This window comes from Dyadobacter alkalitolerans DSM 23607 (assembly GCF_000428845.1).
Lineage (GTDB): Bacteria > Bacteroidota > Bacteroidia > Cytophagales > Spirosomataceae > Dyadobacter > Dyadobacter alkalitolerans.
The window spans coordinates 638,620-665,582 of the sequence record NZ_AUAS01000001.1 but is presented as its reverse complement, the minus strand read 5'-3'; the positions used below and the strand labels follow the sequence as shown (position 1 = coordinate 665,582).

The window sequence follows — 26,963 nt, the reverse complement described above, 5'->3', positions numbered from 1 at the left end:
CCGTTACATTAGAACGGCAGCCCGACTGCAATGTTCAGGATCAGGTTTTCCCTTCTCCATGCTTTGCTTCGGAAATTAACTTCGTTGAAAACCCAGGGATTTTTATACTGAACCTGTCCATCGGGTGTTTCTGAAACAATTTCCTTCGTATACCAGGGTTTGCGGAATGGCGTGGCAAGATCCAATCGGAATACCAAATATGAGAAATCAAGGCGTAAGCCAATCCCGCCGCCAACTGCGATTTGTTTCAGGAAATCGCTGCTGATGAGTGCAGATGAGTCATATCTGGCTCTTTCAGGGCTGCCGAATGACCAGATGTTTCCGGCATCCATAAACACTGCACCATTAATGATGTTTGTGAATTTCAGTCGAAGTTCTGAATTAAATTCCATCCGTATATCAGCAAAGTTTTGATAACCAATCAATGCGATTGTTGCCGTGTCAGGTGTATACGCACCAGGACCAAGCGCACGTGCACGGAAAGCCCTTATACCTGTGCTACCACCGCCAAAATACTGTTTGAATTGCGGCGTAGCCATATTTTTGGAATTGCCATACGGTTTAATTGCTCCTAACAAAAGCCTGTTAGCCCACTTGATTCCAGGTGTTATGGTGCGATAGTACCTGATGTCACCATCCAGCTTGACATATTGAAAGACAGGAACTTTCAAGAATTCTTTCGCATATATTTTCGCCGTATCATCCTTTGAATGTTTAGCTAAAAGGCTTAGCAGGTTACCACCGTAATCAATCCCACCTGTAAATGCGAATTGATTTCTTCCGAATGGTTTAGGTTTCGGACGATAAGATATGGTATAATTAGATCCTGCAATAAAATACTTTTGTTCCACCAAGTTCATTAACCTTTCGAAATCAATCGGATTTGTGTTGGGATTAAAGCCGATGGCTGCCAACTTTTCAGAATTAACCTTCCTGGGTTGAATATAGTTAATCGAAATCGGGGTTAATGTGTGTACAACCTCTGAATTTTTGCTCCAAATGTATGACCAGTCACCACGAATAGAGGTGGTTGTATAAAGTCCGCGTTGTACCCGGTTTTCATAATTTACTGAAAGCACAGTTTTAGGTAACGCTTGGCTTTTCTCCGGCCGTATTCTAACGAAAGGAATAATAAATCGTGGGAACGATAAGTCTGCACCTATACCGTAGCGAACGTATTCATTGCCAATCCGGTTAGGATTTGCCTCCCGGTTTCCTCCCAGTTGCACGTCAAATCCGAAAAATGCCTTTATAGCCAACATTTCCGCTCCTTTGAATGTATTTCTATTCCGCCAAGCCACATCCAGCTGCGAACCGCCCAGGTTGTTCGACTTCGTACTGGCGCTAATGGTCGTTTGCAATGCCTTTTTCTTCAATGGTTCCAAATCATAACGCACATCCAGCAATGCTGAATCGGATCTGGGAACAAGGTCGAATTGGTTTTTTACAAATTTGAAGTTTTGCAGGTTGACCAATCGTTGCAGGGATACATTATGCATTGTATTGGTATACATATTCCCTCTCCGGAAACCGATGGCGTCATAAAAGATTCGTTTTTTGTATAAATTCCCCGGGTCTTTGATGTTTAGCCCGCGGCGACGAGGCTCAGGAGCAGCCGTTGTATCAGCAAGCAGACTTTCCTGGCTTCCTGTGTTAACATAAATTTTGTTTATAAAATATTGTTTCAACGACGTCTGCGCTGTTTGCGGTTTTACTTCCAGGAAGATGTTAACCTGCTGCGGTGCCAGTGTTGAATCCCTTTTTCCAATGGTGGAATCAACTTTGATGATCAGATAATCCGGGTTGAAGAAATAATAGCCCTTTCCTTTTAATTCCAGGTCAATCCGGCTTCTTTCTGTGGAGATCACCTCCAAACGCGGCGGTTCGCCTTTTTTCAAAAGGGTTTTTTGTTTGGCGATGATAAGATCACGGTTGAACAGCGAACTGTCCCGGACCACATAATTGATCTCATTCATTACATAACGCGGCATCACATAAGCGTCAAACTCGTAAATGGCCGTCCTGCGTTTTTCTTTCTTGCTTGGCACCAGCTTGCCGGTTGCCTTGGAGCGATAGTAGGCTTCATTATCCAGGTGAGAAACCATATTGGCTGCATTAATGTCGGCAACGCGCTGCGTAGCAAATTTGGGCTGCTCTCCAAGTTTATTGCGAAACCAGCTGCGTAAGCCACCTTCATCTTTCGGTTCACCGATAAAATACCACCACCACACTTTCCAAGGGAAACCCAAGAGCGTTTTATTAGGCGGCGGTTTCACAATTGCTTCCAGCTCCGACGCTAACCCCATAACACTGGGTTTAGTGATGGTATCCGCTTGCACCTTCACTTTACTACCTACATAGAGACTTTGGCCTTCGGGAATGTATTTATTCACTGAACAGCTGCTCAGTGTCACCAGAAGAACCAATATGCCTAATACACTATTTCTCATTTTTTTGCCTTTGGAAAAATTCACGCAGCAGGTCGTAATCTGCCGTTACAATAAAACTCACCCCTGTTTCAATAATGAAACCTTCCAAAATGGATTGATATTGGTTTTTTCGGAATGCCCGGAATAAGTAGCGGCCGTCTCTCGTGATCGCATAATCGAGCGCAATGTTGTCGAAAACCTCATTGGAAGCAGCGGAATTGCTCTGGCTTTCAATTTCAAAGTTTTTACCAACTGAAATTTTAAGGCGGTCATTCAGGAATGCTTTGCTCAAACCGAGGTTCAGGTCGGTGCGTGCGCCGGTTGTCTGGTCAGCCGTTGAGTTCACGCCGATATCCAAGTCCACGCCTTTTACCAGATCGGAGGCTAAGTTGTTTAGCTGATCGCTCAAAAGCTGGCTTACGCTCTGGCGGGCCACCGCTTCGGCACTCGACCCAAGATTAAAACCAGGTGATGATTGATCTGTGATAAATTTATTGGTGATCAAAAGCGCAAACGCCTGCTTATTCATTTCAGACGGATTGTTCTTCATTTCTTCCCAAAAAACCTGACTGGTAAGTTCGTTTGTTACTTGCTTGTCAATCGTTTCATCGGGCACAATGTTAAACGTGATGTTTGGTGTGGTCAGGTTTCCTGTAATGACCACCTGGACCTGAATAGGGACTTTGCTGGCGCCCTGGAATTTCGAACTGATTGAGCCCGGATCGACTTCCACTGTGTAACCCGCCGTAATGTTCAATTGAGCGTTCATTACGTCGCCTGTCCAGAGCAGGTTACTGCCTTTTAATATTTCAAACTGGCGTTTTAGGATCTGCAATGTCAGGTCATAGGAACCTTCTGTCACATCATAAGAGCCAAGCATAAAAAGCTGCCCGTTTGGCGCGATACCTGTGTTGAGCTGTGCATTTCCTTTCAACCGGATATTATCACCATTCAATTCGTCAATCACAACCGTAAATTCCGACTTGTCATCTACATCAATATCCAGGGAAATCTGTGAAGCGAAATCGACCGTCGTCATTTTCGCGGCGGCTGAATCTGCGACTGCAACCTGGGTGGAATCGCTCATATCCACAAACTCGATGATGCCTTTTGACGCATCGCCGGCTTCTGTGGCTTCGTTAGGAAGAACAAACGTAATGTCGCTGCCCGGATCTACCTTAATGCTGCCATCTATCACCGACTTGCTGCCTGTACCTTTCACGCTCAGGTCTGCATCAATGTTCGCTTTTCCAAAAAACAGTTCGTTTTGTTTCTGCGTAGAGTTCAGGACATTGAAATTCTTTGCATCGACAGTCAGGTTATACTTTACGTCCGGAATGGTGGCAATGTTCACATTTCCGTTGATCTTCATTTGCTGGTTGGTTGAATCAGCAATGATGAAGTTGTTGAAGTTGATGTTTTGCCCGTTAAACTGGATTTTTTGATTGGCCAGCGAATATCGCGAGCCTAGTTGCGTCGCATTGAACGCTACATCATTAAAGTTGATCGCTCCGTTCAGTTTGGGGCTGTCGGTAGCACCTGTGATGGCAATATTCCCGGTTAAATTTCCGGTTGCTTTTTTCAATTCACCGAAACTGAATGCTTCGATCGTCTGCGCGCTGAGTTGTTTAAGATCCAGCTGGAAATCCATCGGGCTTTCGGATTTCAGGTTATAGCTTCCGTCCAGGGTCATGTTATTCTGTCCGTTAGTAAGAGACATATCCACCCGGATCAGGTTTTCAGTCTCGTTTGTCGATTTTAATGCGAGGTTACCAACCGGGATTTGCGTTACAGCCAGGCTGTCGATGGTCAGTTCGCCTGTGTAAACCGGCGCCTTCATATAGTCACTCAAAAGGATTTTCCCATTCAGTATCCCTGTCGCCAGTGTAGAATCGCGCGTTGCGATGCCGATCATCGGACCAATTGAAATGTTTGCCAGCGCAATGTCCAGCGGGCTGTTTGGTGCTTCGGATGTAGAGTTAATGGTTAGGGATTGATCTTTGCTTTTGATGACAAAGTTTTTGATATACAAACTATCCGGCGCGTAGGAAATATATCCGGAAGTGTCTGTTTCCCATTTTAAATAATTCAAAAGCAGACCTTCACGCAGATTAAGCCTGTAACGGTTATCCGCAATGGCCAGGTCACCCAGGATTGCATGGCGTTCCGTATTTACCGAATCCCTTACTATTAAGTCAAATTTGACATCATTATTAACGATTTTACTTTCTAATGATGCATTCTGAATCCTTAAACTACCCGTGTTAACCAAGCCGACATTGGCATTTAATGCTGCATTTTCATTGGTATTACTAAAATCAACAGAAACCCGCTCTGTTTGAATGCTGTCGTAGTTCACCATTGGAATCGTCAGCCTCGCTACTATGGAAGAATCCTGCTGGTTATCCAGTTTGGCTTTAAACTGAATGTCGTTCATTTCTTTCAGCGCAGGAACAAATGTGGTGATCAGCGGGTGATTCCGCAATGTTGCGTCAAGCGTGAAATTAACCGGCTTGGTAACAGGGTTATAAGTAATGTTCGGCGCTTTGAAATGCTTACCAACTTCGGTCAGCAGTGCATCCGCAATTTCCGTATATACAAAATCACCCTTCATTTCTGCTTTCAGAAAAGGCGATTGAATTGTGGCCTGGCGCTGTCCGGATGAATCGGTCAATTGGACATTAACGGAGTCCAGAGTGATCGGCCTGCGGTGATGTATGAACGTAAAATCGTTGATATCAATGGTTCCCAAAGGATTTTCGGGATTTGTGGATGGCATATCCACTTTAATATCTCCCTTAATCTGCAACGAATCGGCGTATAGATTTAAAGCTGTCAAATCCAGCTTGTCAATGGACACATCCGCCTTAACGGAAGGATATTCTTTTGAAAGATCAGCTTGTGCGGTAAGGTCCACATTAATGTTCTGATCATTCATCGTTGCCTTAACATTCGCCATGCCGTTGTCGACATCACCTTTTAATGTCAGGTTATTGTAAACGTATCCCTTAATGTCTGCGCTGGCCACAGTTCCGTCCAGCTGCGCCTTCATGGTTTTGGGCGCATAACCTACACCTGCCAGATCTGTCCTGAGCGTCAGCTTGCCCATTTCCTGGGGCGGCTGTTTCATGAGTTTACCCAGATCAAAATCGTTGAATGCGAGTGTGCCGTTATATTCTGCCCGGATGCTGTCTGTAATATTTTTCAGGTTACCCGAGAATGTTCCTACGCCAAATGAGGTGTTAATGGTCGTTGTCATGGTAATGTCATCCATCGAACCTTTTACTTTCCCGGTGATCTTAATGTCTTCGGGAAGTTCGATGCTGGCTGGCACTGCGCTATCCGGCAACATTTTCATCAAGTCACTTTTTGTAGAAGAAAGCTCATTGATTGTCATATCCATCGCCAGCTTATTCGCATCGGGCAAGCCCTGAATGCGTCCGTCAAGTGCCAGAACAGTTCCATCCAGCATGCTGAAACGCGCTTTTGAAATAAGCATATCATCCACAGATCCTGTTACCAGACCCGATCCTTTCAGTATTCCGTTTGGTTCTTTGCTGAATGGAGGTGTTTTGGCAAGATCGGGCACCAGCAATAGGATATCCGCGAAAGCAACGCGGCTGTCGGTGAGCCGGAGTTTGATTTTTACATTGGCAATGTCTTTCGCCAGTTCGTCAAGGTTTTTATATCGAAGGCTTAATTCGTCCCTGAGGAGCGTATTAGGTGTTTTTACATACAGATTGCGCAGGTAAGTTTCCTGAGCGCCATATTTGAAATTGGTCCTGAATTCCTGCAACTTAAATCCACTTTTTTCCTGGAAAGAACCCGATTTAAGCGAACCCGCAATGTTCTCGGGAGAGAAAATGAAATTTTGTAAATCTATATTCAGGTTTTTTACATCCAAATGCGCAAAATCCAGTCCTTTGGGTTGCGCAGGTGTGTTGAAATCGTCGTAACGCAGGTCGTTATTAACAAGCTTTATGTCGCCTACTTTAACATTCCAACCAGGCGTTGCCGGTTCTTCTGTAGTTGTATCTTTTTTCGCCTCTGCCTTTGCCTTTTTAGCAAACTCAGCATATAACGACATTTTTTCCAGCTTCAGGTTGCGGACATCCACATATCGGCTTCCCATGTAAATGTTGTTCACATGTCCGCCCAGCTTGCGGACCGTAACGCCGTTTTTCAGGCCGCCAATCTCATCCTCAAAAAGCCATTTGAATTCTCTTATATCAATGTCCCCGACTTTAATGTCCAGGGAATCAGCCGGGTCAGGAACAGTTTCGGGCGTAGTCTCAGTTTTTAAAGGCTGATACATTCTCAGCTTCACTTCACTGCCCAGCAATGCAAGTTTGGCGGGGTGATATTGGGAAAGGGTAGGATTGAATTTATCAAAACGGACGTGCGCGGAATCAATATTGGCCAATGCGTCCGTTCCGGTAACTGCATCGCGGTAGGAGAGGCGCATATTTTTCAGTGAAATCTGGTCCAGCCGCATTTCCAAAGGACTGGAAGTTGTGTCCTCCACAACCGTTGTATCGGCGCTGGCAAATGCGTCAACAATAAACTGGAAGTTGAAAACGGTGTCGGGCAGAACCCTGGTAATGTTCGCATTGATGCCTTCAAGCTCAACTTTGTTAATCCCGACATTGCCCTTAATGAGGCTGTACATGTCGAGATCAACATAAAGTCTTTTGCCGGCAACCAATGTATCGCCTTGTTTATCTTCAAAGTAAACGCCCTCTAACAGAATCCAATCGGGGACGTCGAAACGCACTTTTTCAATATTAACCTTTGTTTTGAGCTTCTTCCGAAGATATGAGTTGGCTTGATTTGTTAGGAAGTTTTGTCCAAAAGGCGTTTGAATACCCCAAATCAAAACACCAACCAGGATCAATATCGCCAGAATAACAATTGCAAATACTTTTAGTGCTTTCTTCATTCTCTTCTATTATACCCGGCCCATATCGGGCCCGGGTGAGCTAAGTAACGGTGTGCTATAAAATTCAAGCCAGCACCAGGGTTATCGTCTAAATAATTCCTGGCTAACCTGTCCATTAATGGTGGCAGATGAAACGATAGTCACCGGCTTTTTTTCTAAACTGTTGATTTCGACCAGTTTTGTAGGATAGGAGATCCCGTAAGCCGATTTCGCGTAATTGGATAAATCAGTGGTTGTTTCCACACCCGCCAGGTTTTTCCGCACGCGTTGCAAAAGCCCTGTTTTCGAATCAAAATAGAGGTTATATTTTACACCCTTACCCTGCAATTCCACTTGTGTAACCGGAATGCTGTTCAATGTTTCGATGCCCACAGTTGTGGCGATCAGGCCTCTGTTTTTATAATCGACAAAGGGCGCAAGCAGCTCATACATTTCCCAGCGCATGTTTTGCTGTTCCGCCTGGCTAAGGTCTTTTACATCTGTTCTTTGTCCGATCGGCACCTTGATCCAGCCTTCATTCCCCTTTACAGTGTAAACGAAAGTGCGTTTCATAATGGTTTTTGATTTGCTGATAGACTGGTCTGGAATAGAAACTGTCACATTCGCATCATAGGGAGCCGCTGAGGCCGCAGTATAGCTTCTTTTCAGATTGAATGTCTTTACACCGTCCCACAGGGCTTTACCACCGGTGGCTTTATAAAACTTGGCAAAAACGGAATCGGCGGGCACCTGCTGTCCAAAGGATAAGAAGGAGATCAGCAGCAGTGCAGATAGCATGTTCAATGATTTTTTCATGTTCAATGTTTGTTTGTATGAATAACGGGTCACAAGTCTGACTTGGGAAAAACAATATGCTTTTCGTTATGTTAGATCAGGTAAAGCGTCCGGGGTTTAATTAAAGGAATTTATTTCACTACTGCACCGGGTTATTTGCAAAAACCATTCCATCCTTAGCAATTACAACAGATCCATGTCATTTGTTGAGTGAATAACCATTTCATCTAACAGCTCAGGCATAAAATGCAAAAGGGAAGAGTTGCTCACTCTTCCCTTTTTGCTATCTGGTTATCATGTTAATCAGGCGTCATCGCCTCCGTTTGCAGAAATTTTACCAAACCTGTATTGGAAAGTCAGGTTAACGAGGCGGTTGGTTTGCTGCCAGAGCGAGTTTTGTGAATACGTGGCGGTGTTAAGCTGGCTTTTGTAAGCTCTTGACAAAAATATGTCTTGTACATTAAATGAAATTGTTGCCTTTTTTTCCAAAAGCTCCTTGCGAATACCCATGTTGGCGACAAGCACACCTTCACGCGTTCCTTGCGCAATGGCTCGTGGCCCTTCATAATTAATGTAAGCCGACGCGCGGAAATCTGCCGGAAGCGTCACGAATGCGTTCAGGTTGCCCGAGTAACTCCAAGTTCGGTTGTCAATTTGCGCAACCTGGGAAACGACTTCGCTTCGATAGATCCTGCCGCTGCCATTGATTTTCAGGATTTTGAAAACAGTTTGGGAAAAATCGGTTTCCAGCCCGTAAGAAAGTTCGCGGCCTACATTGGCAAATTGTGTGAGGGAAATGCCAGTTTCGTCAATGGTCCTGATGCGCGTAATGGCATTGTTGGAATAATCCATGAACAGCGAAGGTCCCCAGCCGCCAGTTGCTTCGTAATTGGAATAACCCATTTCTGCCTTATGCGTAAATTCAGGTTTTAACGCAGGGTTACCTGATTGAATGTTCCTCGGGTCCGAAACGTCCGTGTAAGGATTAAGCCAATCTGCTTCCGGACGCTGTACGCGACGGCTGTAATTCAGCTTCAACTGCGCCGACTCGCCAAGTTTTCTTGTTAGTGCGAGACTTGGTACAAGGGTCAGGAAATGGACGCTGAATGCACGGTTGATACTGATTTGGTTGATGTCCTGGTTGTAATCCGTCACCCGCAGTCCGGCGCGCATGCCCCAAAGATCCGTTTTTTGTGAAAAGGTCATAAAGCCCGTGTAAGTCGCGTCTTTGTAACCAAATACATTGCTGATATTTGGATCAAAAACAAAGCTTCCCGTTTCCTTTGACATATTGTAAAAAGAATTGGTGTTGTCGTTCGCGCTCATCCGCGACCGCAAACCCACTTCCAATGTTGCTTTTTTGGTAATAGGCCAGGTGTAATCCGAATTCAGGAACAATGAATGACGTTTGTTGTCACGAAGGTTTTGCTGGTTACGCATTAAACTATCGATCTCACTTTCCTGATTGTAATACGATTCCCCGTCCGATTCTCCCAGCGAATAGCTGGTTGTGAATGTCAGCTGATGATCCTTTTCATCGAACTTCTTGCGGTAATCAAAACTGAAATTCAAATTTTCGCCATTTCCTTTGCTGTTGTTCAGGCGTTTAAAAATTTCGGCTGCATTACCGGACGAGAAGGTAGTTTCGTTCAGAAGATTGCTGTTGTTACGGCTCTGGTCGCGGGAGTAATTCACGCCCAGCTCCATGGAATTTTTGTCATTAAAATCATAATTCACTCCAATGCGGCCAAATGCATTTTTACCCTTGTTACGGCCTGTTCCTGTTTGTTCAAGATGCGAAGTGTTGTCGGAAATAAAGTTATCGCGGCTCAGGTTTCTTTTCCAGGTCATATTCCTGGTTTGTCCGCTTAATGAAGCATTTAAGCCAAGTTTTCCCAGGCGATAGCTCAGGTTACCGGATGCATTATTGTTGTTTCTATTGCCAAGGCTTGCGCGCAAGCCGCCATTTGTGCCGCGGATTTTGCTCTTTTTTGTGATAATGTCAATAACACCTGAGGCGCCTTCGCCCTCGTATTTTGCGGATGGCGTTGTCATTACGTCAATGCGCTCGATCAGGTTTGCCGGGAAAGATTGCAGAATGGTAGGGAGGTCGCTGCCGTACAGATTGGAAGGTTTGCCATCGATCAGCACCACCACATTTCCTTTACCCCGCACTTGTGGATTTCCGTTTTCGTCCAGTGAAACCGCAGGCACTTTTTCGAGCAGGTCACTTACATTGTTGCTGGTTGCCAGCATATCCTTGCCAATGTTGACGATCTTCTTGTCGATGTCATCCACGATCATGCTTTTCTCGCCTTTCACAATCACCTCATTCAGCTTTTGTGCAGCCGGAAGGATGGTTACATTTCCCAGGTCGAGCAGGTTAGCTTCTGCCGAAACGTTGATATTGGGGACAAACAATGTTTGATAACCCATATTGGTCACACGCAAAACATATTTCCCAGGTGTCACATTAGCGATTGTAAAAATGCCGTTTTCATCCGCAACGCTCCCGCCGACCAGCGCTGAGTCTTTCGACATAAGCAGCGCAACCGTCGCAAAGCTAACGCCTGCATTGCTCGGGGATTCGATAATTTTCCCCACCAGTTTGCCACCGTCTACGTACACGTTTTTTGAACCAATAATAGGATTCGCAGTGACATTAGCCGAAGTAAAGAGGGAAAGATTTATTAATAACAGAGCGAGGAAATGAAGAAACGGAGTTCTTTTCACGGGTATAGGTTTTAGATTTTTATTAGGAGTTAAGTTATTTAAAAGGTCAACGAGGCGTGTGTTTTGGATAAAACCGGGTTCAGGAAAAGTTAACCGGTCCATCCAGGCAGGAACATTTGTAACGCGTGCTTTATCTGATTAATTACATAAAATTATAAAAAAATTAAGAATGTTGGCGGTTCAAAGTTCAAGGAGATAGCTATTGCTTGTTTGTTATAGAAATTAATGTTTCGATCTTTACTTAATCAAATTCTACATCAGCACTATGAACGTACAATTCGTATCAAACTCAAAAGGTAAGGTCACCGCTGTCCAGCTACCACTGAAGGATTGGCAAGAGGTTGAGCGAAAGCTTGAAGCTTTTGAAATAGCCTCCAGCATTAAAACCGGATTTGAAGAGGCTAAGCAAATCGAGAATGGCAAATTGAAAGCTACAACATTAGATGAAATGCTTGCGTATTAAATAAAAATCCTGCAACCGACTGAGGCTTCTTCTGAAAGATCATATTTTTGCAGGATGTATAAAATTCTTATTTCCCCTATACTTTTCCTGTTTGATGCTGAGCGCATCCATTATTTTGTCTGCGAGCTGTTGCGGTTCGCTTTTAAAATCCCGTTTGGACCCCAAATTTTAAGATCACTTTATACTTTCGATCACCCGGACCTGGTTCAGGAAGTGGCCGGATTGAAATTCCGTAACCCGGTGGGACTAGCGGCCGGTTTTGACAAAAACGCGGAATTGGTCGACGAGCTGGAAGCATTAGGCTTTGGTTTTATTGAAATCGGAACGGTTACGCCCCGGCCTCAGCCTGGAAATGATAAGCCAAGATTATTCAGGCTAAAAAAAGATAAGGCGCTCATTAACAGGATGGGTTTCAATAACAAAGGCGCGGCAGTTGCTGCTGCCAAGCTTGCAAACCGAAAATCAAAGATCCTGGTAGGAGGAAATATCGGAAAAAATAAAGATACCCCGAACGATCAGGCGCTGGACGATTATCTGATCTGTTTCAGGCAGTTGTTTGATGTGGTAGACTATTTTGTAGTCAATGTAAGCTCGCCCAACACGCCAGGGCTCCGCGACTTGCAGGAAAAGGGGCCTCTTACGGCGCTGCTCCGCGAACTCCAAAAAAAGAACACCGAAAAATTTAATCCCAAACCCATATTTTTAAAGATCGCACCGGACCTGACGTTTAGCCAGCTCGATGATATTATTGACATTGTAAAAGAAACCGGCATCGCGGGCGTTATCGCCACCAACACCACGATCAGCCGTGCGGACCTGCGCACAAGTCAGGCGGAAATTGCAAATGCCGCGGCCGGCGGGCTAAGCGGAGCGCCGCTTACACACCGCGCGACGGAAGTAATTCGTTACATTTGTGACAAGTCGAATCACGCATTTCCGGTTATTGGGGTAGGAGGGATCGGCTCGGCGCAGGACGCCATCGATAAGAAAAATGCAGGAGCAAGCCTGTTGCAGCTTTACACAGGCTTTATTTATGAAGGGCCCGGTTTGGTCAAAAGCATTTGCAAATCGCTGGTCAGAAGATAAGAGTTGATACACGCATCCCAAGAATTGAAGATAAATGTCAGTAAATAAGCTTAGGGGGAATACTCAGCGCCCGAAAACATCAGAAGAAACATCCAGTCCAGGCTTTCGCATATCGTTAGATTGGAACCATATTTTTTCCAATCCAAAGAATATTTTGGCCTGGGGCACCTTTTTCATCGTGCTGGGGCTCATCATGGAAATTTCTTTCCTTTCATACATTATCACCGGCCTTTCGGACCAGAGCGTGATCGATGGCCTGGGCCGCGAATCCATTCGCGACGCAGGGCGCCAGACGCGTAACTTTTTTGGCGTGCTCGGAGCAGTTGTCTCTCATTTTTTCGTGTACAGATGGTTTGGCGTAGGCGCGCTTTTGCTTCCGCTTGTGCCATTCATTGCAGGCTGGAAAATGGCTTTTGGAAAGGAGCTTTTATCATTGACCCGAACCACTAAGGAAGTGATTTTCTTTACATTATGGCTAAGCGTCATGATGGGCTATGTGGTGCTGATGAGCGATAAGGAAAACACATTAAGCTTTGTTTCGGGCGGCATAGGTTACACAATTAACGTCGTGCTTTTCGACTGGCTGAAATGGGGAAGCGTTATCCCGATCATTTTCACCATGTTCGTTTTCGCTGTTTTCTTTTATGATGCGAAATCAGCCTATGAAGCCTGGCAGTTGAAAAATGCAAGACCGGACGTTGTGCCTGAGGCAAAAGAAAATAATGTAGCGCCCGGATCGGAGGAAAAGGTTGTGGCTGAGGAAAGAACGTTTACGTCTGTTGTCAATGATACATACGACGATGAAGAATTTGAAGAGAAAGAACCTGTAAAAGAGACAGTGGAGCTGGAAACGGTTTCAAAAGTCGAGGTTGTTCCTGAGGTTGCCCCGATTGTCATTCCGGTTGCGCCTGTCGCTCCTGTGGCGCCGGCACCGGTTGCTCCGCTGAAACTTGAACTTGAAGTGGAAGATACAACAGATCATTCCAATGGACAGGCAGAGGAAGAGTTTGAAGATGAGGACATTAATGCGACGGTTCTGCGCGAATTCGGTCAGTATGATCCGATGCTCGATCTGCCGACTTACCAGTTTCCAAGCATAGGATTGCTGAATGATGCGGTGGATAACCAGCATGAAAAAGTAAGTCAGGAAGAGCTGGAAAGCAATAAAACGAGGATTGTTGATACGCTCGGAAGTTACGGGATCAACATTTCGAAGATTAAAGCCACAATCGGGCCGACTGTAACATTATACGAAATCATCCCGGAAGCAGGGGTGAGGATCTCGAAGATTAAAAACCTCGAAGGCGATATAGCATTGAGCCTTGCCGCACTTGGTATCAGGATCATTGCTCCTATGCCCGGACGAGGAACAATCGGGATTGAGGTGCCAAATAAAAACCGTGAGACCGTGTTCATTCGCTCGGTTTTGGCAAGTGAAAAATTCCAAAAAGCGAATTACGATCTGCCGATTGTGCTGGGGAAAACAATCTCTAACGACATTCACATCGTCGATCTTGCAAAAATGCCTCACTTACTAATGGCCGGAGCAACCGGACAAGGAAAGTCTGTGGGATTGAATGTGATCCTTGCTTCGCTGATCTATAAAAAGCATCCTGCCGAGCTGAAATTTGTGCTTGTGGATCCCAAAAAGGTTGAATTAACATTATTCAACAAGCTGGAAAGACATTTCCTGGCAAAGCTCCCTAATGCGGAAGAAGCGATTATTACCGATACCAAAAAGGTTATTTTTACATTGAATTCATTGTGTATAGAAATGGATTCGCGTTACGATCTGCTCAAAGAAGCATCTGTTCGTAACCTTAAAGAATACAATGCCAAGTTTGCTCAAAGGCGCTTAAACCCTGAAAAAGGCCACCGCTTCCTGCCTTACATCGTTCTCGTTATCGATGAGCTTGCCGACTTGATGATGACAGCCGGCAAGGAGGTAGAAACGCCGATTGCCCGACTTGCACAGCTTGCCCGCGCCGTGGGAATTCACCTCGTTGTTGCTACGCAACGTCCTTCTGTTAAGGTTATTACCGGTCTTATTAAGGCCAACTTCCCCGCACGTTTATCATTCCGCGTAACTTCCAGCATCGACTCCCGCACCATTCTCGATATGGGTGGCGCCGAACAGCTCGTGGGGCAGGGTGATATGCTGCTGGCAATCAACTCGGAAGTGATCCGTTTACAATGTCCGTTTATCGATACGAGGGAAATTGAAGACGTCTGCGAGTTTATCGGCGCACAGCGAGGCTACGATGACGCCTATGCATTGCCGGAATATGAAGGCGAAGATGCAGCCGAAGGCAAAGCCGACCTTAATCCCGACGATTTTGACGGGTTATTGCCAGACGCCGCCAGGCTTATTGTTACGCACCAGCAGGGAAGCACGTCGTTGATCCAGCGCAAAATGAAGCTCGGCTATAACCGCGCAGGCAGGATCATGGACCAGCTCGAATTACTGGGTGTGGTTGGTCCGTTCACCGGAAGCAAGGCGCGTGACGTCATGTTCCACGATCTGAGCGGCCTGGAAGAACACCTTCGTTTGAGAGGGTTACTCTAGCCCGTTAAACCATCCTCGCTGCAATTGGTCTAAAATTTGTAACAGCACTGTTTTACACCATTTTATTTAACATACTAGGAACCAAACCTTTTAATATGAAAAGTTTCAGAATAGGCGCTTATTTCTTTGCAGCAATGGTTATCTCGGGCTTGTCGGCATCATCGGCAAATGCACAGGGAGACAAAAAATCGTCGGCCATCCTGGAAGCAATGAGCAGTAAATATCAGAAGATCAAATCTTTCAAAGCAATGTTCACTTACACACCGGAAGGCGGCAAGCCGCTGAAAGGTGAAGCAACGGTGAAAGGGACAAAGTTCAGGTTGAAAATGGCTGGTCAGGAGATTTTTAATGATGGAAAGCTGATGGCTACTTACATTAAAGAAACCAACGAAGTGAATCTTCAGGATTTCGATCCGACAGCCACCGGCGACCTGGATCCGACTAAGATTTATACGGCATATAAAAAGGGATTTAAATATGCTTTCCTAAAAGAACAAAAGGCAGGCACCAAAACACTGGAAGTGGTGGAGTTAACCCCTACCAAGAAAGAAAGCCAGGTGAATAAGGTGCAGATTGCAGTTAATAAGACCGATAAGTCTATCAGCAGCTGGACGATTTTCCAGAAAAATGGTCAGGAAGTAACTTATACGTTGAATGATTTCAAGCCGGACGTAACAGTCGCCGACAGCTATTTCGCATTTAATGCAAAACAGTATCCCGGAGTCGAAGTTGTCGATTTAAGATAAGTTTGTCAGGACTACAAAAAGCAAGGCGGCGGAATCAATTGATTCCGCCGCCTTTTTCATTTTAAGCAAATTGTGCACTGATTATCAGTTGACAGCCTGATGCAAATCTCTGTATTTTTTGATCAGGTTGTGTGACTCCAACAACTCCGCCTTCTGGTTGGCAATGATCTGTCTGATATTTACAGGCAGATCTGCGTCTGTTGCTAATGCGTCATCATATGCTTCCTGGGCAGCATCTTCGCCATATTCGCAGCTTTCGAGAACCGAAGTCCTGTCATGACCTGTAAATGTTGCTTTGATGTCCATCCATACTCTGTATATTTTTCCTGAGTTTGTAGTGCCTGTTGCCACTTCTCCGCCCAGCGATCTGATCTCGGCACTCAGCTCATCTATATTCTGACGGCTTTCGTTCGCCATCTTTTGAAATATCCCTCTCAGGTCAAGGTCGATGTCCTCAACTTCGTCAACTGCTCTTTCGTAACCGTCGATACGGTCGTTATTAATTTTTATCAGGTCGCTCAGTACTTCAACAAGATTTTCATTGGTTTCCATAACTAAGCTATTTTAAGTTTGTGATAAGTTTTTGTATCTGCAATTCAAAAACCTTTCCATAAAATGCTGTGCCATTTGCCTTATTGACACTAAAAATGCTTCCCAAGCGGCGGCAGACAAGCCAGTAGCCAACGTATATGTTGCTCTTTTTGCACGAGTCGCCATTTCCGGAAGTGTTTAAACCTGATGCGCCAGCAAAGACTTTACGTGTTGTTCACTCGGGGTGAAGAGCTTCATTTCCTCCACTTGCTTATTAAGGAACCTTTGGATTTTTCCGTTTTCATAAGCCCGGAAAACCGCCGGATGGACGTAATATTTTTTGCAGACCGTCCGGGTATTTCCCAAATGTGCCGCCACAACGTCCAGGCAAGTGTTTAATGTTCTGGTAAGCTGTCGCTGAGTTTCGGATTTTTCCTGATGGCTCAGATATTCGAATGCAGTTACGGTGCCCATCCAGGTCCTGAAATCTTTTGCAGAGAAATTGGAACCCGTGTATTTTCGGATATAGTCATTCACCTGGCCAGCATTAAGCGAGCAGCGACTGCCATTTTCCTGGGTGTATTGAAAAAGCCGTTTTCCCGGCATTTCCTTGTATTGTTTTACCAGTCTTGCCAGTTGCGTGTCCCTCAGTGTAATATCTTGCTTAACGCCTTTTTTTCCTGTAAACATAAACCGGATTGTGCTGCCTTTTACCGTTGCGCATCGCGCGTCAAGCGTTGTGATGCCCGAAGAACCGTGCTTCAACTTGTAACGCTGGTTACCAACCCGCATACAGGTTTTGTCCATAAGCTTGATGACCAGGGCAATGGACTTATTCAGGTCAAAATTATGCTTGCGCAGATCGTGTTCAACCTGTTCCCTGAGTAAAGGAAGTGCCTCCGAGAATGTAAGCAGGCGATAGTATTTGGTTTGATTCCGGATCAGGTTCCAGTGCGGATGATAGCGGTATTGCTTGCGGCCAGCTTCATCAATGCCCGTTGCCTGAAGATGCGTGTCCGGGTCCTCACTGATCCACACTTCCCGCCATGCCGGTGGCAACACCAGCGATTTGATTCTTTTGATCTGTTCTTTGTCCTTTGCCCTGTTACCGTTTTTATCCACATAATAAAAACGGGGTGATTTTCCTTTTCGCAGAAAACCGGGCGCATTGCCAGACTGAATATAATTTAACCCTGCCGCAGCGGCTGTAAGGGCAGGATCTTTTCTTAATTTTTTAATTTGTTTTGCAGTGATGACGGGAGCTTCCGTCAACGTCCCAACTGCTACGGCTACCGACATATAGTGTACTTTAGACTGTGTGTCCGATTATATTAAAGTAATACCAGTCTGAACGGAGCCGTTTTTCAGTTTACAATGAGGAACATTATACTCATTTGAAATATTTCACTCGAAAACTTAGCGGGTTACGGGCAGGAAAAGTGTAAACACCGAACCTTTGCCCAGCTCTGAATGCGCGGTAATAAACCCTTTGTGGTTTTCGGCAATTTTCTTGCAAATGGCCAGACCAATGCCCGTTCCCGGATATTTATGCGCTGGATGAAGCCTTTGGAAAACATCGAAGATCCGGTGCTCATATTCCTTTTCAAAACCGATTCCGTGATCTTCAAACGCAATGCTGTAAAATTCTTTTTGCGGCGAAATGATGTCGTTAATGTCGCTGCCTTTAGCAACACTCAGTTTCACGCTGATCTCCGGATGTTTGTCGCTGTCCGTAAATTTGATCGCATTACTGATCAGGTTCAGGAATAGCTGGTGGATTTGAAACGGGATCACCTTTAATGTGGGCAATTCTTGCGTCTCGATCGATGCATTACGCTCTTCAATGTTTTCGCGTAGTTCACCCAGCACGTTGTTGAGGACAACATTTAAGTCAACTTCTTCAAAAACCTTTTCCGAATTACCAGCCTTGGAATAGGCGAGGATATCTTCGATCAGGTTTTGCATTTTCTCGGCTGCGATACGCATGCGCTCAACCGAATCTTTCACTTGTGCAGACAGATCCGGATCTTCCCGGTCAAGCACCTTCGAAGCAAATATCTGGATCTTTCTGAGTGGTTCCTTCAAATCGTGCGTGCTGATCCAGTTGAGGTTAGCCAGTTCCTGATTAGCCGTTTTCAGTTCTTCGTTCAGCGCACGGTTTGCGTCTTCCTGGGTTTGGATTACGCGGTAATTAATGTGTTTTTGTAATGCATAAGCAAATCCCGAAGCCGCATGGAGCTCCGACTTACGCCATGGCGCACTCTGATTTTTCACCACTTCCATCCAGCGTTCAAAAGATTTCCGGGGCGAAAGGCGCAATCCTTCCTCGTTAGGCAGCACCGCCTTATCCGGGTTTCCAGCCCAGTTGATGGTTTCAACTTTCTCCTGCCGCATCCAGATAATGCCATCGGCATTTCCTGGCAATGCATGATATACGACCCCGGCCGCTTGTTGCGAAATGGCATGGGCATCCGGATATTGGTCGCTCAGGCTGTGCGTTGCCAGGCCCTGGGATTTGTAGTTGTTGGCAAGAAAATGGAACAGTTTAACCAGCTGCTCATCTACGGGCGTAATGCCGTTTTTATACAGTTTGTTATTATAAAAAATAGCAGCACCCGATGCATTAGCGAGTTTTAGCAGCGCATCTGAACTATGATATTCTTCAAAAAACTGGTTGTTCTCATGCAGGTTGGCGAGCATTTCTGTCAGCGATCTGTCCACATTCTGCGTTACTTCAAATTCTTCGGCGACTTCCCTCACCGAAATCTGTGAAGTAAGAAAATGCCCCTGCAGCAATGCAGAAAGCCTCGTATAATGTGGTAATGTCTTGGCTGAATAATGATGGCAAGCTACTAACCCCCAAAGTTTCTGGTTTTGTAACAGGGAAATGGTCAACGTCGCGCCGACGCCCATGTTTTTCAGATATTCAATGTGTATAGGCGAAACACTTCTCAGGATAGACAAGCTGAGATCCAACGATTTATTGGTCTTCTCACTTGCGTCGTCCAGGGTCAGGATAGGGACGGGTTTGTAATTGATATCGGCGATCATCCGCAATGGATTACGGATATAAAGCTCCCTCGCCTGTGCGGGAATGTCGGTATGCGGATATTTTTGTCCTGCAAAAGAAACGAGATCCTCCCGTTTGCTTTCCGCAATCACATCACCATTATACTCAGAATCGAACTTATAAATCATCACGCGATCGTATCCCGTGATAGCGCGTGTTTCAGCGGCTATTTCCTGGCAAAGATCAGGCAGATAGCTCGTTTTCTCCATAATCGACACGAAAGTCCGTGTTTGATTATAAAGGTTGGGTAAATTAATCGTCCCGTCCGGAAATGGCTCCAATTCCAGGACAAGCGTCTCACTGCTCTTATGAACAGTGGTGTTATAGGGCACCTCGTTAAAGGAAAAAACGAATGGTTTTGCAGAATCTATCGCTTCGGAAGCATAGTTCTTAAAATCCTCGGCTTCCTGTTCAGGGAAAATGTCTGACAATGTCTTGCCCAAAATCGCCTGCGGGGTCAGCTCGATGTAAGATCCACTGTTTTCGCTGCAAAAATCAATCAGATAAGTTTGGCTATTGACGCCCAGCATAAAGCCGTGCGGTTGAATGCTTCCTGGTATATGGATGGGTTCACTTTCGCAGTTTGTCAAATTGACAAGATCGCGATTCACGATGTCTTTAATGTTCATTCTTACTTTTCAATTACTGCTTCGTCAAGCCAATTGTCTATGATTGTAAATGTGTTCTCAGCTCCTTGTATTATTTCCGCACTTTGCCCCGTCTCTTGTGCGAATCGGCTAAATGTTGAGATGAAAGATTTCCACATTGTGCCGGTTTGCTCTCCGTATCCCCAGAAGTAGGAGCATCCGTTTTCCGGGGTCAGGCCAAGCATTTTGTGAATGTGTTTATATAAAATTCGGCCTCCTAACGTCGAGCCTTCCAGCACATACATAGCGCCTGCGTTTTCAGCAAGAGAAGAAAAAGAGAACCTGTAAACGGGCAACGCGTCTATTTGTGTTTGGGAAAAACCCGTGGCCTGCAAGTCCTGTATGATGAGATATGACCGTCTACGCGCATCCAGATCGGGGAAAATGTCATTAATTTGTGTAAATACAAAGTTTTCGCAGCCCACGGTAACCCCATACAAGGCAGACAAATAATTTTGATAATCTGTAAGGCTGACCTTCTCATCAAGAATCATTTTGGATAAATGATTCTCTTCTAATTTTTGGTGACTGACCGCAGTTTGTTTTCTCAGACTTTGAATAAAAGACTCCTGATCGGAATGAAAACTAGGCACTTCATTCATAAGCGGAAATGGAAATTCTTATACAGCTTAATAATAGTCAAAAATTGTTCCATCCAGGCATAAGTCTTTCCGGGTTACAAAAATATATAAACTTTTGCAAACGAATAAAATCTCCCTAACAGGTCACGGTTGGCACAGTATTTTAACATTTATATACATTGTCACAAAAAAATGAAACGAATTATGAAAAAGATAATATTAAGCGGGATGATGTTTGCAGCATTGGCAACATTTTCTGCATGTAACTCGAATAAAGCTGAGGATAGTAAAGAAGTTGCTGAAGAGCAAAATGACGCAAAACTTGACGATACAAAGCTGGAAGATGATTCAGAATTCGCAGTTGCTGCTGCTGACGGTGGTATGCTGGAAGTACAGCTTGGCGAATTGGCGCAAACCAATGCTGCAAGTGCAGACGTGAAAAAATTTGGTAAGGATATGGCTACCGAGCACGGAAAAGCCAATGAAGAGCTGAAAGCCCTTGCCCAGCAGAAAAACATTACTTTGCCAATGTCGGTTAGCGACGAGAAGCAGAAAAAAATAGATGAGTTGTCTAAGAAAAAAGCTGCTGAATTTGATAAAGACTACATTTCCTTCATGGTGGATGACCACAAGGAAGATATTAGCGAGTTTGAAGAAGCAGCAAGCGATGCCAAAGATGCAGAGGTGAAAGCCTGGGCTGCCGGCAAAGTGCCAACATTGAAACACCATTTGGAAATGGCACAAGGCATCAAGGATAAGATGAAATAATATCCGTTTGAGTATAGTTTGAGGAGCCGGAGACCCGTATTGGGTTTCCGGCTTTTTTGTTTCCAAACCATTGAATAATCAAAAGAAATACTGAATTTGTGACCAAGGATGGCGTTTTTACAGGTTTCATTTACAGCATTGAAAAGAAATATTTGTTAATTCCTTTACCATCAGCTTATTTTGTCTACCAATTTTATAGAGTATTGAAAAATGCATAAGGCTTTTCCTCTTTTCCTAAACCTGTTAACACTGCTTGCCATCATCTGCGCAGGCGAAATGGCCACTGCTCAAACAGCGAGCCGTCCCAACATTATATTTATCTTTTCCGATGATCACGCCTACCAGGGCATTGGCGCGTACGGGAATAAGCTGGTCAAAACGCCTAACATTGACCGCATAGCACGCGAAGGCGCATTGCTAACCAACAACATTGTAACAAATTCGATCTGCGGGCCGAGCCGTGCAACATTACTAACCGGAAAATACAGCCATACGAATGGTTATAAAAGGAATGACCGGACCAGGTTCGATACGAACCAGACTTTGCTGTCAAAAACCCTCCAGCAAAGCGGTTACCAGACGGCCTGGATCGGGAAAATGCATTTAAACAGTCTTCCGGCCGGATTTGATTATTGGAATGTGCTGCCGGATCAGGGGAATTACTATAACCCCGATTTTATCGGACAGCCCAATGATACGACGCGTTATAATGGCTATGTGTCGGACCTGATCACGAAATTTTCTGTTGACTGGCTCGAAAAACGGGAAAATGCCAAACCATTCTTCCTGATCGTGGGGCACAAAGCTACACACCGTGAATGGCTTCCGGACTTGCAGGACCTGGGTGCATACGATGATGTCACATTCCCGCTCCCAGCCAATTTTTATGACGATTACAAAGGCCGGAGGGCAGCAATGCAGCAGGATATGAGCATTGAAAAGACGATGCGGTTGAAGCAGGACCTGAAAGTGGATGTGAATTATGAGAATGATTATGCATACAAGCGCTTCACGCCCGAACAAAAAAAGGTTTTTAAAACATATTATGATAAAGTCGGAAAGGAAGTAACCGACAAAAAGCTGACTGGTAAGGCATTAACCGAGTGGAAATATCAGCGTTACCTGAGGGATTATTTCTCAGTGGCCAATTCGTTGGACAGGAACATTGGAAAGCTGCTGGATTACCTGGATAAATCAGGCCTGGCAAAAAACACGGTTGTCATTTATGCTTCTGATCAGGGTTTCTATCTGGGTGAGCACGGCTGGTTTGACAAGCGTTTCATTTATGAGGAATCGCTCAAAACGCCATTTGTGATTCGTTATCCGGGTATGATCAAGCCGGGCAAGAAAGTAGAAGATCTGATCGTAAATGTAGACTGGGCCCCGACAGTGCTGAACATTGCCGGTGCAAAAATCCCGTCCGACATCCAGGGAAAATCGTTTTTGCCGCTATTAAAAGACGAACCCAATGCAAAAGCGCCGTGGCGGAAAGAAGCATATTACCATTATTACGAATTCCCCGAGCCACACCATGTTTTCCCGCATTTCGGGCTGCGTACAAGCCGGTACAAACTGGCCTATTTCTACGGTGGAGCAGATTCATGGGAATTGTTTGATTTGGAAAAAGATCCCACAGAAGGTTCCAACATTTACGGAAAGCCAGGCACGGAAAAGATCACCGCCGATCTGAAAGAAAAGCTGAAAGCGCTCATGAAAGAATATAAGGATGAAGAAGCGCTGAAAATATTAGCCGGAAGCAAAAACGTTTAATTAAAAGGTTGTGTACAAACAAGGATACGATGCGATAGTGGTAGGGGCCGGTCCGAATGGGCTGGCGGCGGCTATCACATTACAGGAAGCAGGGCTGTCTGTTTTGCTCGTTGAGGCCAAACCAACCATTGGCGGAGGCATGCGGTCGGCTGAACTGACACTTCCCGGTTTTGTACATGACATTTGTTCGGCGGTGCACCCTACTGCAGTCCTGTCGCCTTTTTTCAAGAAACTGCCCTTGAAAGATTTTGGTGTGGAAATGATCCAGCCGGAATTTGCGGCGGCACATCCGTTTGATGATGGAAAGGCGGCCGTTTTGCACCAGTCGGTCATGGAAACTGCGGAAGGTTTAGGGATTGATAAAAAAGCATATCTCGACTTCATGCAGCCCTTAGTGACGGAGTTGCCGGGTTTACTTCCCGATCTCCTTGGACCGCTGAAATGGCCAAAACATCCCATCGATCTGGCCATGTTCGGGTTTAAAGCGCTTCCGCCTGCAACCTGGACACGTAAACTTTTCAAGACAAAAGAGGCTAGAGGATTGTGGGCAGGCATGGCGGCTCACGCAATACAACCTTTGCAGAACATAGCCACGTCCGCATTTGGGATCATGTTGATGGCCGGTGCGCACCTGGCCGGCTGGCCAATTCCCAAGGGCGGAAGCCAGTCGATCGCGGATGCGCTGGCCGGTTACTTTTTGTCGATAGGCGGGCAGATCCAAACCGGTTTTGAAGTAAAATCGCTGGACGAGTTGCCAGACGCCAAAGCAATTTTGCTGGACATTACGCCCAGGCAGCTTTTAAAAATTGCCGGAAACAGACTAAGCCCTACCTACCGCAAACGGTTGGAAAAGTATCGTCATGGGATGGGTGTATTTAAAATCGACTGGGCATTGCACGAGCCTATCCCTTTTACAGCCGACGCATGTAGAAAAGCCGGCACGGTGCATTTGGGCAATACATTTGAAGAAATTGCGCATGGTGAGAAAAGCATGGACCGGGGGAAGCATGTTGATAAACCGTTCGTATTGCTGGCGCAGCAAAGCCTTTTTGATCCGGGACGCGTTCCGGCAGGAAAGCAGGCGGCCTGGGCTTATTGCCACGTTCCCAACGGCTCGGATAAGGATATGACAACCATTATAGAGGATCAGGTGGAGCGTTTTGCGCCTGGGTTTCGGGATACGATCATGGAAAAGCATACGATGAACGCCGTACAAATGGAAGCCTATAATCCCAACTACATTGGTGGGGACATTAATGGAGGCGTCCAGGATATTTTGCAGTTATATTCACGGCCTACTTTGCAGGTTTCTCCTTACCGCACTTCCGCTGAGGGCGTTTACTTATGTTCATCATCCACCCCGCCCGGTGGTGGCGTGCATGGCATGTGCGGGCATCATGCTGCCATGCAAGCATTGAAGGATGTTTTCAAGATCGATGACATTACAACAGAGCGCGTAAAATAAATCGGAATATGAAGTTTTTGCAGACCATTCACATTGGTTTTTTTATTGGAATAATAATCCTTTCCATAACCGGCTGCGATAAAAAGCAGACTGCGGAAGAAAGGAAAGCAGACAGCCTCGCGCATTGCATCGCTGATGGGATTCCATCCAGGGCATCGGCAATCAGGAATGCAAGCTACATTGCTGAGGGAAAAGCAGATACAGCCGCAATGGTATGGATAAACGGCGGTAAATTCTTGATGGGAGCCGACGAGTTTCCCGATTCCCGACCTATGCACGAAGTTACTGTCAATGGTTTTTATATAGACAAACATGAGGTTACCAATGCAGAATATGCAGCTTTTGTAAAGGCAACCAATTATAAAACAGTGGCGGAAAGGCCATTGAACCCAGCCGATTATCCCGGCGTCCCGGTGGATAAACTTGTTCCGGGCTCCGCCGTTTTTACACCAACAAAAACAGCAGTTTCCCTGGATAACCCCCTGCAATGGTGGAATTACGTGCCCGGAGCCAACTGGGCGCATCCCGAAGGCCCATCATCCTCGATCAAAGGCCGAGAGAATTATCCCGTAACGCACGTCTCCTACGAAGACGCCGCCGCCTATGCCAAATGGGCCGGCAAACGGCTGCCTACCGAGGCAGAATGGGAGTTTGCAGCTCAAGGAGGCAAAGGGAACCACACCTATTACTGGGGCGACGAGCTGAAACCCGGAAACAAATGGGTGGCGAACATTTACCAGGGAAGTTTTCCGGACAAAAACACAAAAGAAGATGGCTTCATCGCAGCCGCGCCTGTGCAGACATTCCCCGCCAACCCTTACGGTTTGTACGACATGGATGGCAATGTGTGGGAATGGTGCGAAGATCTTTACCGACCCGATTACTATCAGAAAAGCCCCAAGAGTAACCCCAAAGGCCCTTCGGATAGTTACGATCCCGAGGAGCCGGGTGCGGTAAAGCGCGTGCAGCGCGGCGGTTCTTTTCTTTGCAGCGATGATTATTGCATTCGTTACAAAGCCGGCAGCCGTGGCAAAGGCGAGGTCACCAGTGGCAGCAACAACCTGGGGTTTCGCTGTGTGAAGGATAAAATTTAAGTTTTTCAGTCAAGATTCATAAGCATGAGTATGCATTTTCTAACCGTTCCTGGTTTGGCCAGCTCGGGTCCGCAGCATTGGCAAACTATCTGGGAACAGCAATATCCGCAACAGTTCAGCCGCGTGCAGCAGGAAAACTGGGACTGGCCGGTAAAAGAGGATTGGGTGAAACAATTGGATAAACAAATCAGTGACCTAACAGGTCCTACCATACTCGTAGGGCACAGTTTGGGATGCATTACCATTGCTCACTGGGCGCAGCAGCACAGTTCGGCTCACATTAAAGGAGCATTGCTCGTTGCACCTGCCGATGCCGAAATGTCAAAGCGTTTAAACTTTGTTGTGGAATTTACACCAATCCCCGTTAAACCTTTTGCATTTAAAACGGTCGTAGTAGCGAGCACCAATGATATATACGCAACCATAGGCAGGTCAAAGACATTTGCTGAAAACTGGGGCAGCGAATTTATCAATATTGGAAAAAAAGGACATATCAATGCGGTTTCAGGTCTGGAAGATTGGAAAGAGGGTAAGGCAATACTGGAAAGCCTGAGCGGTGTTAAACTTGCTGAATAATTTTTATTTTATCTTCTTATCTTACAAATCAATTTTACCACTTAACAATCGAATGACTATGAAAAAAATGTTTGTTTTCGTTTTTGCCGGTTTGCTGTTCAATGCCGCTGCAATGGCTGGCCCTGATAAAAAAGCTGCTGACAAAACACTTACCGTTGACACAAAAAGCAGCACAATAACCTGGGGAGCTAAAAAAGTGACAGGAACGCACGCAGGCAGTGTGCCAGTCGAAAGCGGAACGCTGATCGTTGACGGTAACAAGCTGAAAGGCGGAACATTTGTAGCCGACGTGAAATCATTGGTTGTTACAGATGTTACCGACAAAGAAATGAACGGAAAACTGACCGGCCACTTGAAAAGTGATGATTTCTTCTCAGTAGAGAAACATCCTCAGGCTAAGTTGGTTATATCTTCTGTTACACCAAAAGGTGGTGATGCTTATGATGTAACGGGTAAATTGACCATCAAAGGCATTACTCAGGACGTGAAATTTCCTGCAACGGTGAAGGCGGATGCCAAGAAAGTGACTGCTGTTGCAAAAGTAACCGTGGACCGCACCAAGTATGACATCAAATTCCGCTCTTCCAACTTCTTCGAAAACCTGGGAGACAAGGCGATCGACAATGATTTTACATTGGATGTGAACCTGGTGGCGAACAAATAAGATAAGGTAATTTTAAGAAAAGTTTGTATAATCCGGCTCGATTCATTCGAGCCGGATTTTT

Annotated in this window: 18 protein-coding genes; 10 read left to right on the top strand and 8 right to left on the bottom strand. The window is 45.6% G+C overall.

The annotated features are described in order from the left end of the window. Positions 1-8: 8 nt before the first annotated feature. From tamL to G395_RS0102935, 4 genes are all read right to left on the bottom strand, one after another. Positions 9-2,450, bottom strand: a complete 2,442-nt coding sequence (gene tamL, locus G395_RS0102950) for a translocation and assembly module lipoprotein TamL (protein ID WP_035360325.1) — start codon at positions 2,448-2,450, stop codon at positions 9-11. Beyond that, entirely contained in the window at positions 2,440-7,368 is a 4,929-nt protein-coding gene (locus tag G395_RS0102945) for a translocation/assembly module TamB domain-containing protein (protein WP_026628705.1), read from the bottom strand. Before G395_RS0102945 ends, tamL begins: the two co-directional genes overlap by 11 nt. Positions 7,369-7,449: 81 nt before the next feature. Continuing rightward, positions 7,450-8,163 (bottom strand): hypothetical protein, encoded by a 714-nt coding sequence (locus G395_RS0102940; RefSeq protein WP_026628704.1) that lies wholly within the window; start codon positions 8,161-8,163, stop codon positions 7,450-7,452. A gap of 282 nt (positions 8,164-8,445) precedes the next feature. After that, positions 8,446-10,875 carry a TonB-dependent receptor gene (locus G395_RS0102935; protein ID WP_229203924.1) on the bottom strand — a complete coding sequence of 810 codons (2,430 nt, stop codon included), beginning with the start codon at positions 10,873-10,875 and terminating at the stop codon, positions 8,446-8,448. A gap of 265 nt (positions 10,876-11,140) precedes the next feature. On the opposite strand from G395_RS0102935, the gene G395_RS0102930 reads away from it, so the two are divergent. The 4 genes from G395_RS0102930 (at position 11,141) to lolA1 (ending at position 15,736) form a co-directional block, all read left to right on the top strand. Next, positions 11,141-11,338 (top strand): hypothetical protein, encoded by a 198-nt coding sequence (locus tag G395_RS0102930; protein ID WP_026628702.1) that lies wholly within the window; start codon positions 11,141-11,143, stop codon positions 11,336-11,338. A 54-nt stretch (positions 11,339-11,392) separates the two neighbouring features. Next, complete coding sequence (locus G395_RS0102925; protein WP_026628701.1) at positions 11,393-12,424, top strand: quinone-dependent dihydroorotate dehydrogenase; 1,032 nt, start codon at positions 11,393-11,395, stop codon at positions 12,422-12,424. A 34-nt stretch (positions 12,425-12,458) separates the two neighbouring features. Continuing rightward, positions 12,459-14,990, top strand: coding sequence for an FtsK/SpoIIIE family DNA translocase (locus tag G395_RS0102920; RefSeq protein ID WP_026628700.1), 2,532 nt, complete (start codon positions 12,459-12,461; stop codon positions 14,988-14,990). Between the two features lie 95 nt (positions 14,991-15,085). Continuing rightward, the gene (lolA1, locus tag G395_RS0102915; protein ID WP_051349933.1) at positions 15,086-15,736 is read left to right on the top strand and encodes an outer membrane lipoprotein periplasmic chaperone LolA1; all 651 of its coding nucleotides are present in this window, start codon (positions 15,086-15,088) and stop codon (positions 15,734-15,736) included. An 84-nt stretch (positions 15,737-15,820) separates the two neighbouring features. On the opposite strand, the gene G395_RS0102910 is transcribed toward lolA1, so the two are convergent. The 4 genes from G395_RS0102910 to G395_RS0102895 form a co-directional block, all read right to left on the bottom strand. Continuing rightward, on the bottom strand, positions 15,821-16,288 hold the full coding sequence (locus G395_RS0102910) for a ferritin-like domain-containing protein (protein ID WP_026628698.1): 468 nt from the start codon (positions 16,286-16,288) through the stop codon (positions 15,821-15,823). Between the two features lie 177 nt (positions 16,289-16,465). After that, positions 16,466-17,566, bottom strand: coding sequence for a DNA topoisomerase IB (locus G395_RS0102905; protein WP_026628697.1), 1,101 nt, complete (start codon positions 17,564-17,566; stop codon positions 16,466-16,468). 117 nt (positions 17,567-17,683) lie between these two features. Continuing rightward, positions 17,684-19,966 (bottom strand): ATP-binding protein, encoded by a 2,283-nt coding sequence (locus G395_RS0102900; RefSeq protein ID WP_026628696.1) that lies wholly within the window; start codon positions 19,964-19,966, stop codon positions 17,684-17,686. A gap of 2 nt (positions 19,967-19,968) precedes the next feature. Further along, the gene (locus G395_RS0102895) at positions 19,969-20,586 is read right to left on the bottom strand and encodes a biliverdin-producing heme oxygenase (protein ID WP_026628695.1); all 618 of its coding nucleotides are present in this window, start codon (positions 20,584-20,586) and stop codon (positions 19,969-19,971) included. A 129-nt stretch (positions 20,587-20,715) separates the two neighbouring features. On the opposite strand from G395_RS0102895, the gene G395_RS0102890 reads away from it, so the two are divergent. From G395_RS0102890 to G395_RS0102860, 6 genes are all read left to right on the top strand, one after another. After that, a complete protein-coding gene (locus G395_RS0102890) occupies positions 20,716-21,333 on the top strand; it encodes a DUF4142 domain-containing protein (protein WP_310588840.1) in 618 nt (205 codons plus the stop codon). 276 nt (positions 21,334-21,609) lie between these two features. Next, positions 21,610-23,103 carry a sulfatase family protein gene (locus tag G395_RS0102880; protein WP_374754369.1) on the top strand — a complete coding sequence of 498 codons (1,494 nt, stop codon included), beginning with the start codon at positions 21,610-21,612 and terminating at the stop codon, positions 23,101-23,103. A gap of 10 nt (positions 23,104-23,113) precedes the next feature. After that, positions 23,114-24,568 (top strand): phytoene desaturase family protein, encoded by a 1,455-nt coding sequence (locus G395_RS0102875; RefSeq protein ID WP_026628692.1) that lies wholly within the window; start codon positions 23,114-23,116, stop codon positions 24,566-24,568. 8 nt (positions 24,569-24,576) lie between these two features. Continuing rightward, positions 24,577-25,662, top strand: a complete 1,086-nt coding sequence (locus G395_RS0102870) for a formylglycine-generating enzyme family protein (RefSeq protein WP_026628691.1) — start codon at positions 24,577-24,579, stop codon at positions 25,660-25,662. 24 nt (positions 25,663-25,686) lie between these two features. Then, complete coding sequence (locus G395_RS0102865) at positions 25,687-26,238, top strand: RBBP9/YdeN family alpha/beta hydrolase (RefSeq protein ID WP_026628690.1); 552 nt, start codon at positions 25,687-25,689, stop codon at positions 26,236-26,238. Positions 26,239-26,305: 67 nt separating this feature from the next. Next, positions 26,306-26,902: a YceI family protein gene (locus G395_RS0102860; protein WP_026628689.1), complete on the top strand. Its 597-nt coding sequence runs from the start codon at positions 26,306-26,308 to the stop codon at positions 26,900-26,902. Positions 26,903-26,963 lie beyond the last annotated feature (61 nt).

Excerpts from the sequence above, each read along its gene's own strand:
- tamL (WP_035360325.1), bottom strand. The coding sequence starts at position 2,450 with ATGAGAAATAGTGTATTAGGCATATTGGTTCTTCTGGTGACACTGAGC.
- G395_RS0102945 (WP_026628705.1), bottom strand. The coding sequence starts at position 7,368 with ATGAAGAAAGCACTAAAAGTATTTGCAATTGTTATTCTGGCGATATTG.
- G395_RS0102940 (WP_026628704.1), bottom strand. The coding sequence starts at position 8,163 with ATGAAAAAATCATTGAACATGCTATCTGCACTGCTGCTGATCTCCTTC.
- G395_RS0102930 (WP_026628702.1), top strand. The coding sequence starts at position 11,141 with ATGAACGTACAATTCGTATCAAACTCAAAAGGTAAGGTCACCGCTGTC.
- G395_RS0102925 (WP_026628701.1), top strand. The coding sequence starts at position 11,393 with ATGTATAAAATTCTTATTTCCCCTATACTTTTCCTGTTTGATGCTGAG.
- G395_RS0102920 (WP_026628700.1), top strand. The coding sequence starts at position 12,459 with ATGTCAGTAAATAAGCTTAGGGGGAATACTCAGCGCCCGAAAACATCA.
- lolA1 (WP_051349933.1), top strand. The coding sequence starts at position 15,086 with ATGAAAAGTTTCAGAATAGGCGCTTATTTCTTTGCAGCAATGGTTATC.
- G395_RS0102910 (WP_026628698.1), bottom strand. The coding sequence starts at position 16,288 with ATGGAAACCAATGAAAATCTTGTTGAAGTACTGAGCGACCTGATAAAA.
- G395_RS0102905 (WP_026628697.1), bottom strand. The coding sequence starts at position 17,566 with ATGTCGGTAGCCGTAGCAGTTGGGACGTTGACGGAAGCTCCCGTCATC.
- G395_RS0102900 (WP_026628696.1), bottom strand. The coding sequence starts at position 19,966 with ATGAACATTAAAGACATCGTGAATCGCGATCTTGTCAATTTGACAAAC.
- G395_RS0102895 (WP_026628695.1), bottom strand. The coding sequence starts at position 20,586 with ATGAATGAAGTGCCTAGTTTTCATTCCGATCAGGAGTCTTTTATTCAA.
- G395_RS0102880 (WP_374754369.1), top strand. The coding sequence starts at position 21,610 with ATGGCCACTGCTCAAACAGCGAGCCGTCCCAACATTATATTTATCTTT.
- G395_RS0102870 (WP_026628691.1), top strand. The coding sequence starts at position 24,577 with ATGAAGTTTTTGCAGACCATTCACATTGGTTTTTTTATTGGAATAATA.
- G395_RS0102865 (WP_026628690.1), top strand. The coding sequence starts at position 25,687 with ATGAGTATGCATTTTCTAACCGTTCCTGGTTTGGCCAGCTCGGGTCCG.
- G395_RS0102860 (WP_026628689.1), top strand. The coding sequence starts at position 26,306 with ATGTTTGTTTTCGTTTTTGCCGGTTTGCTGTTCAATGCCGCTGCAATG.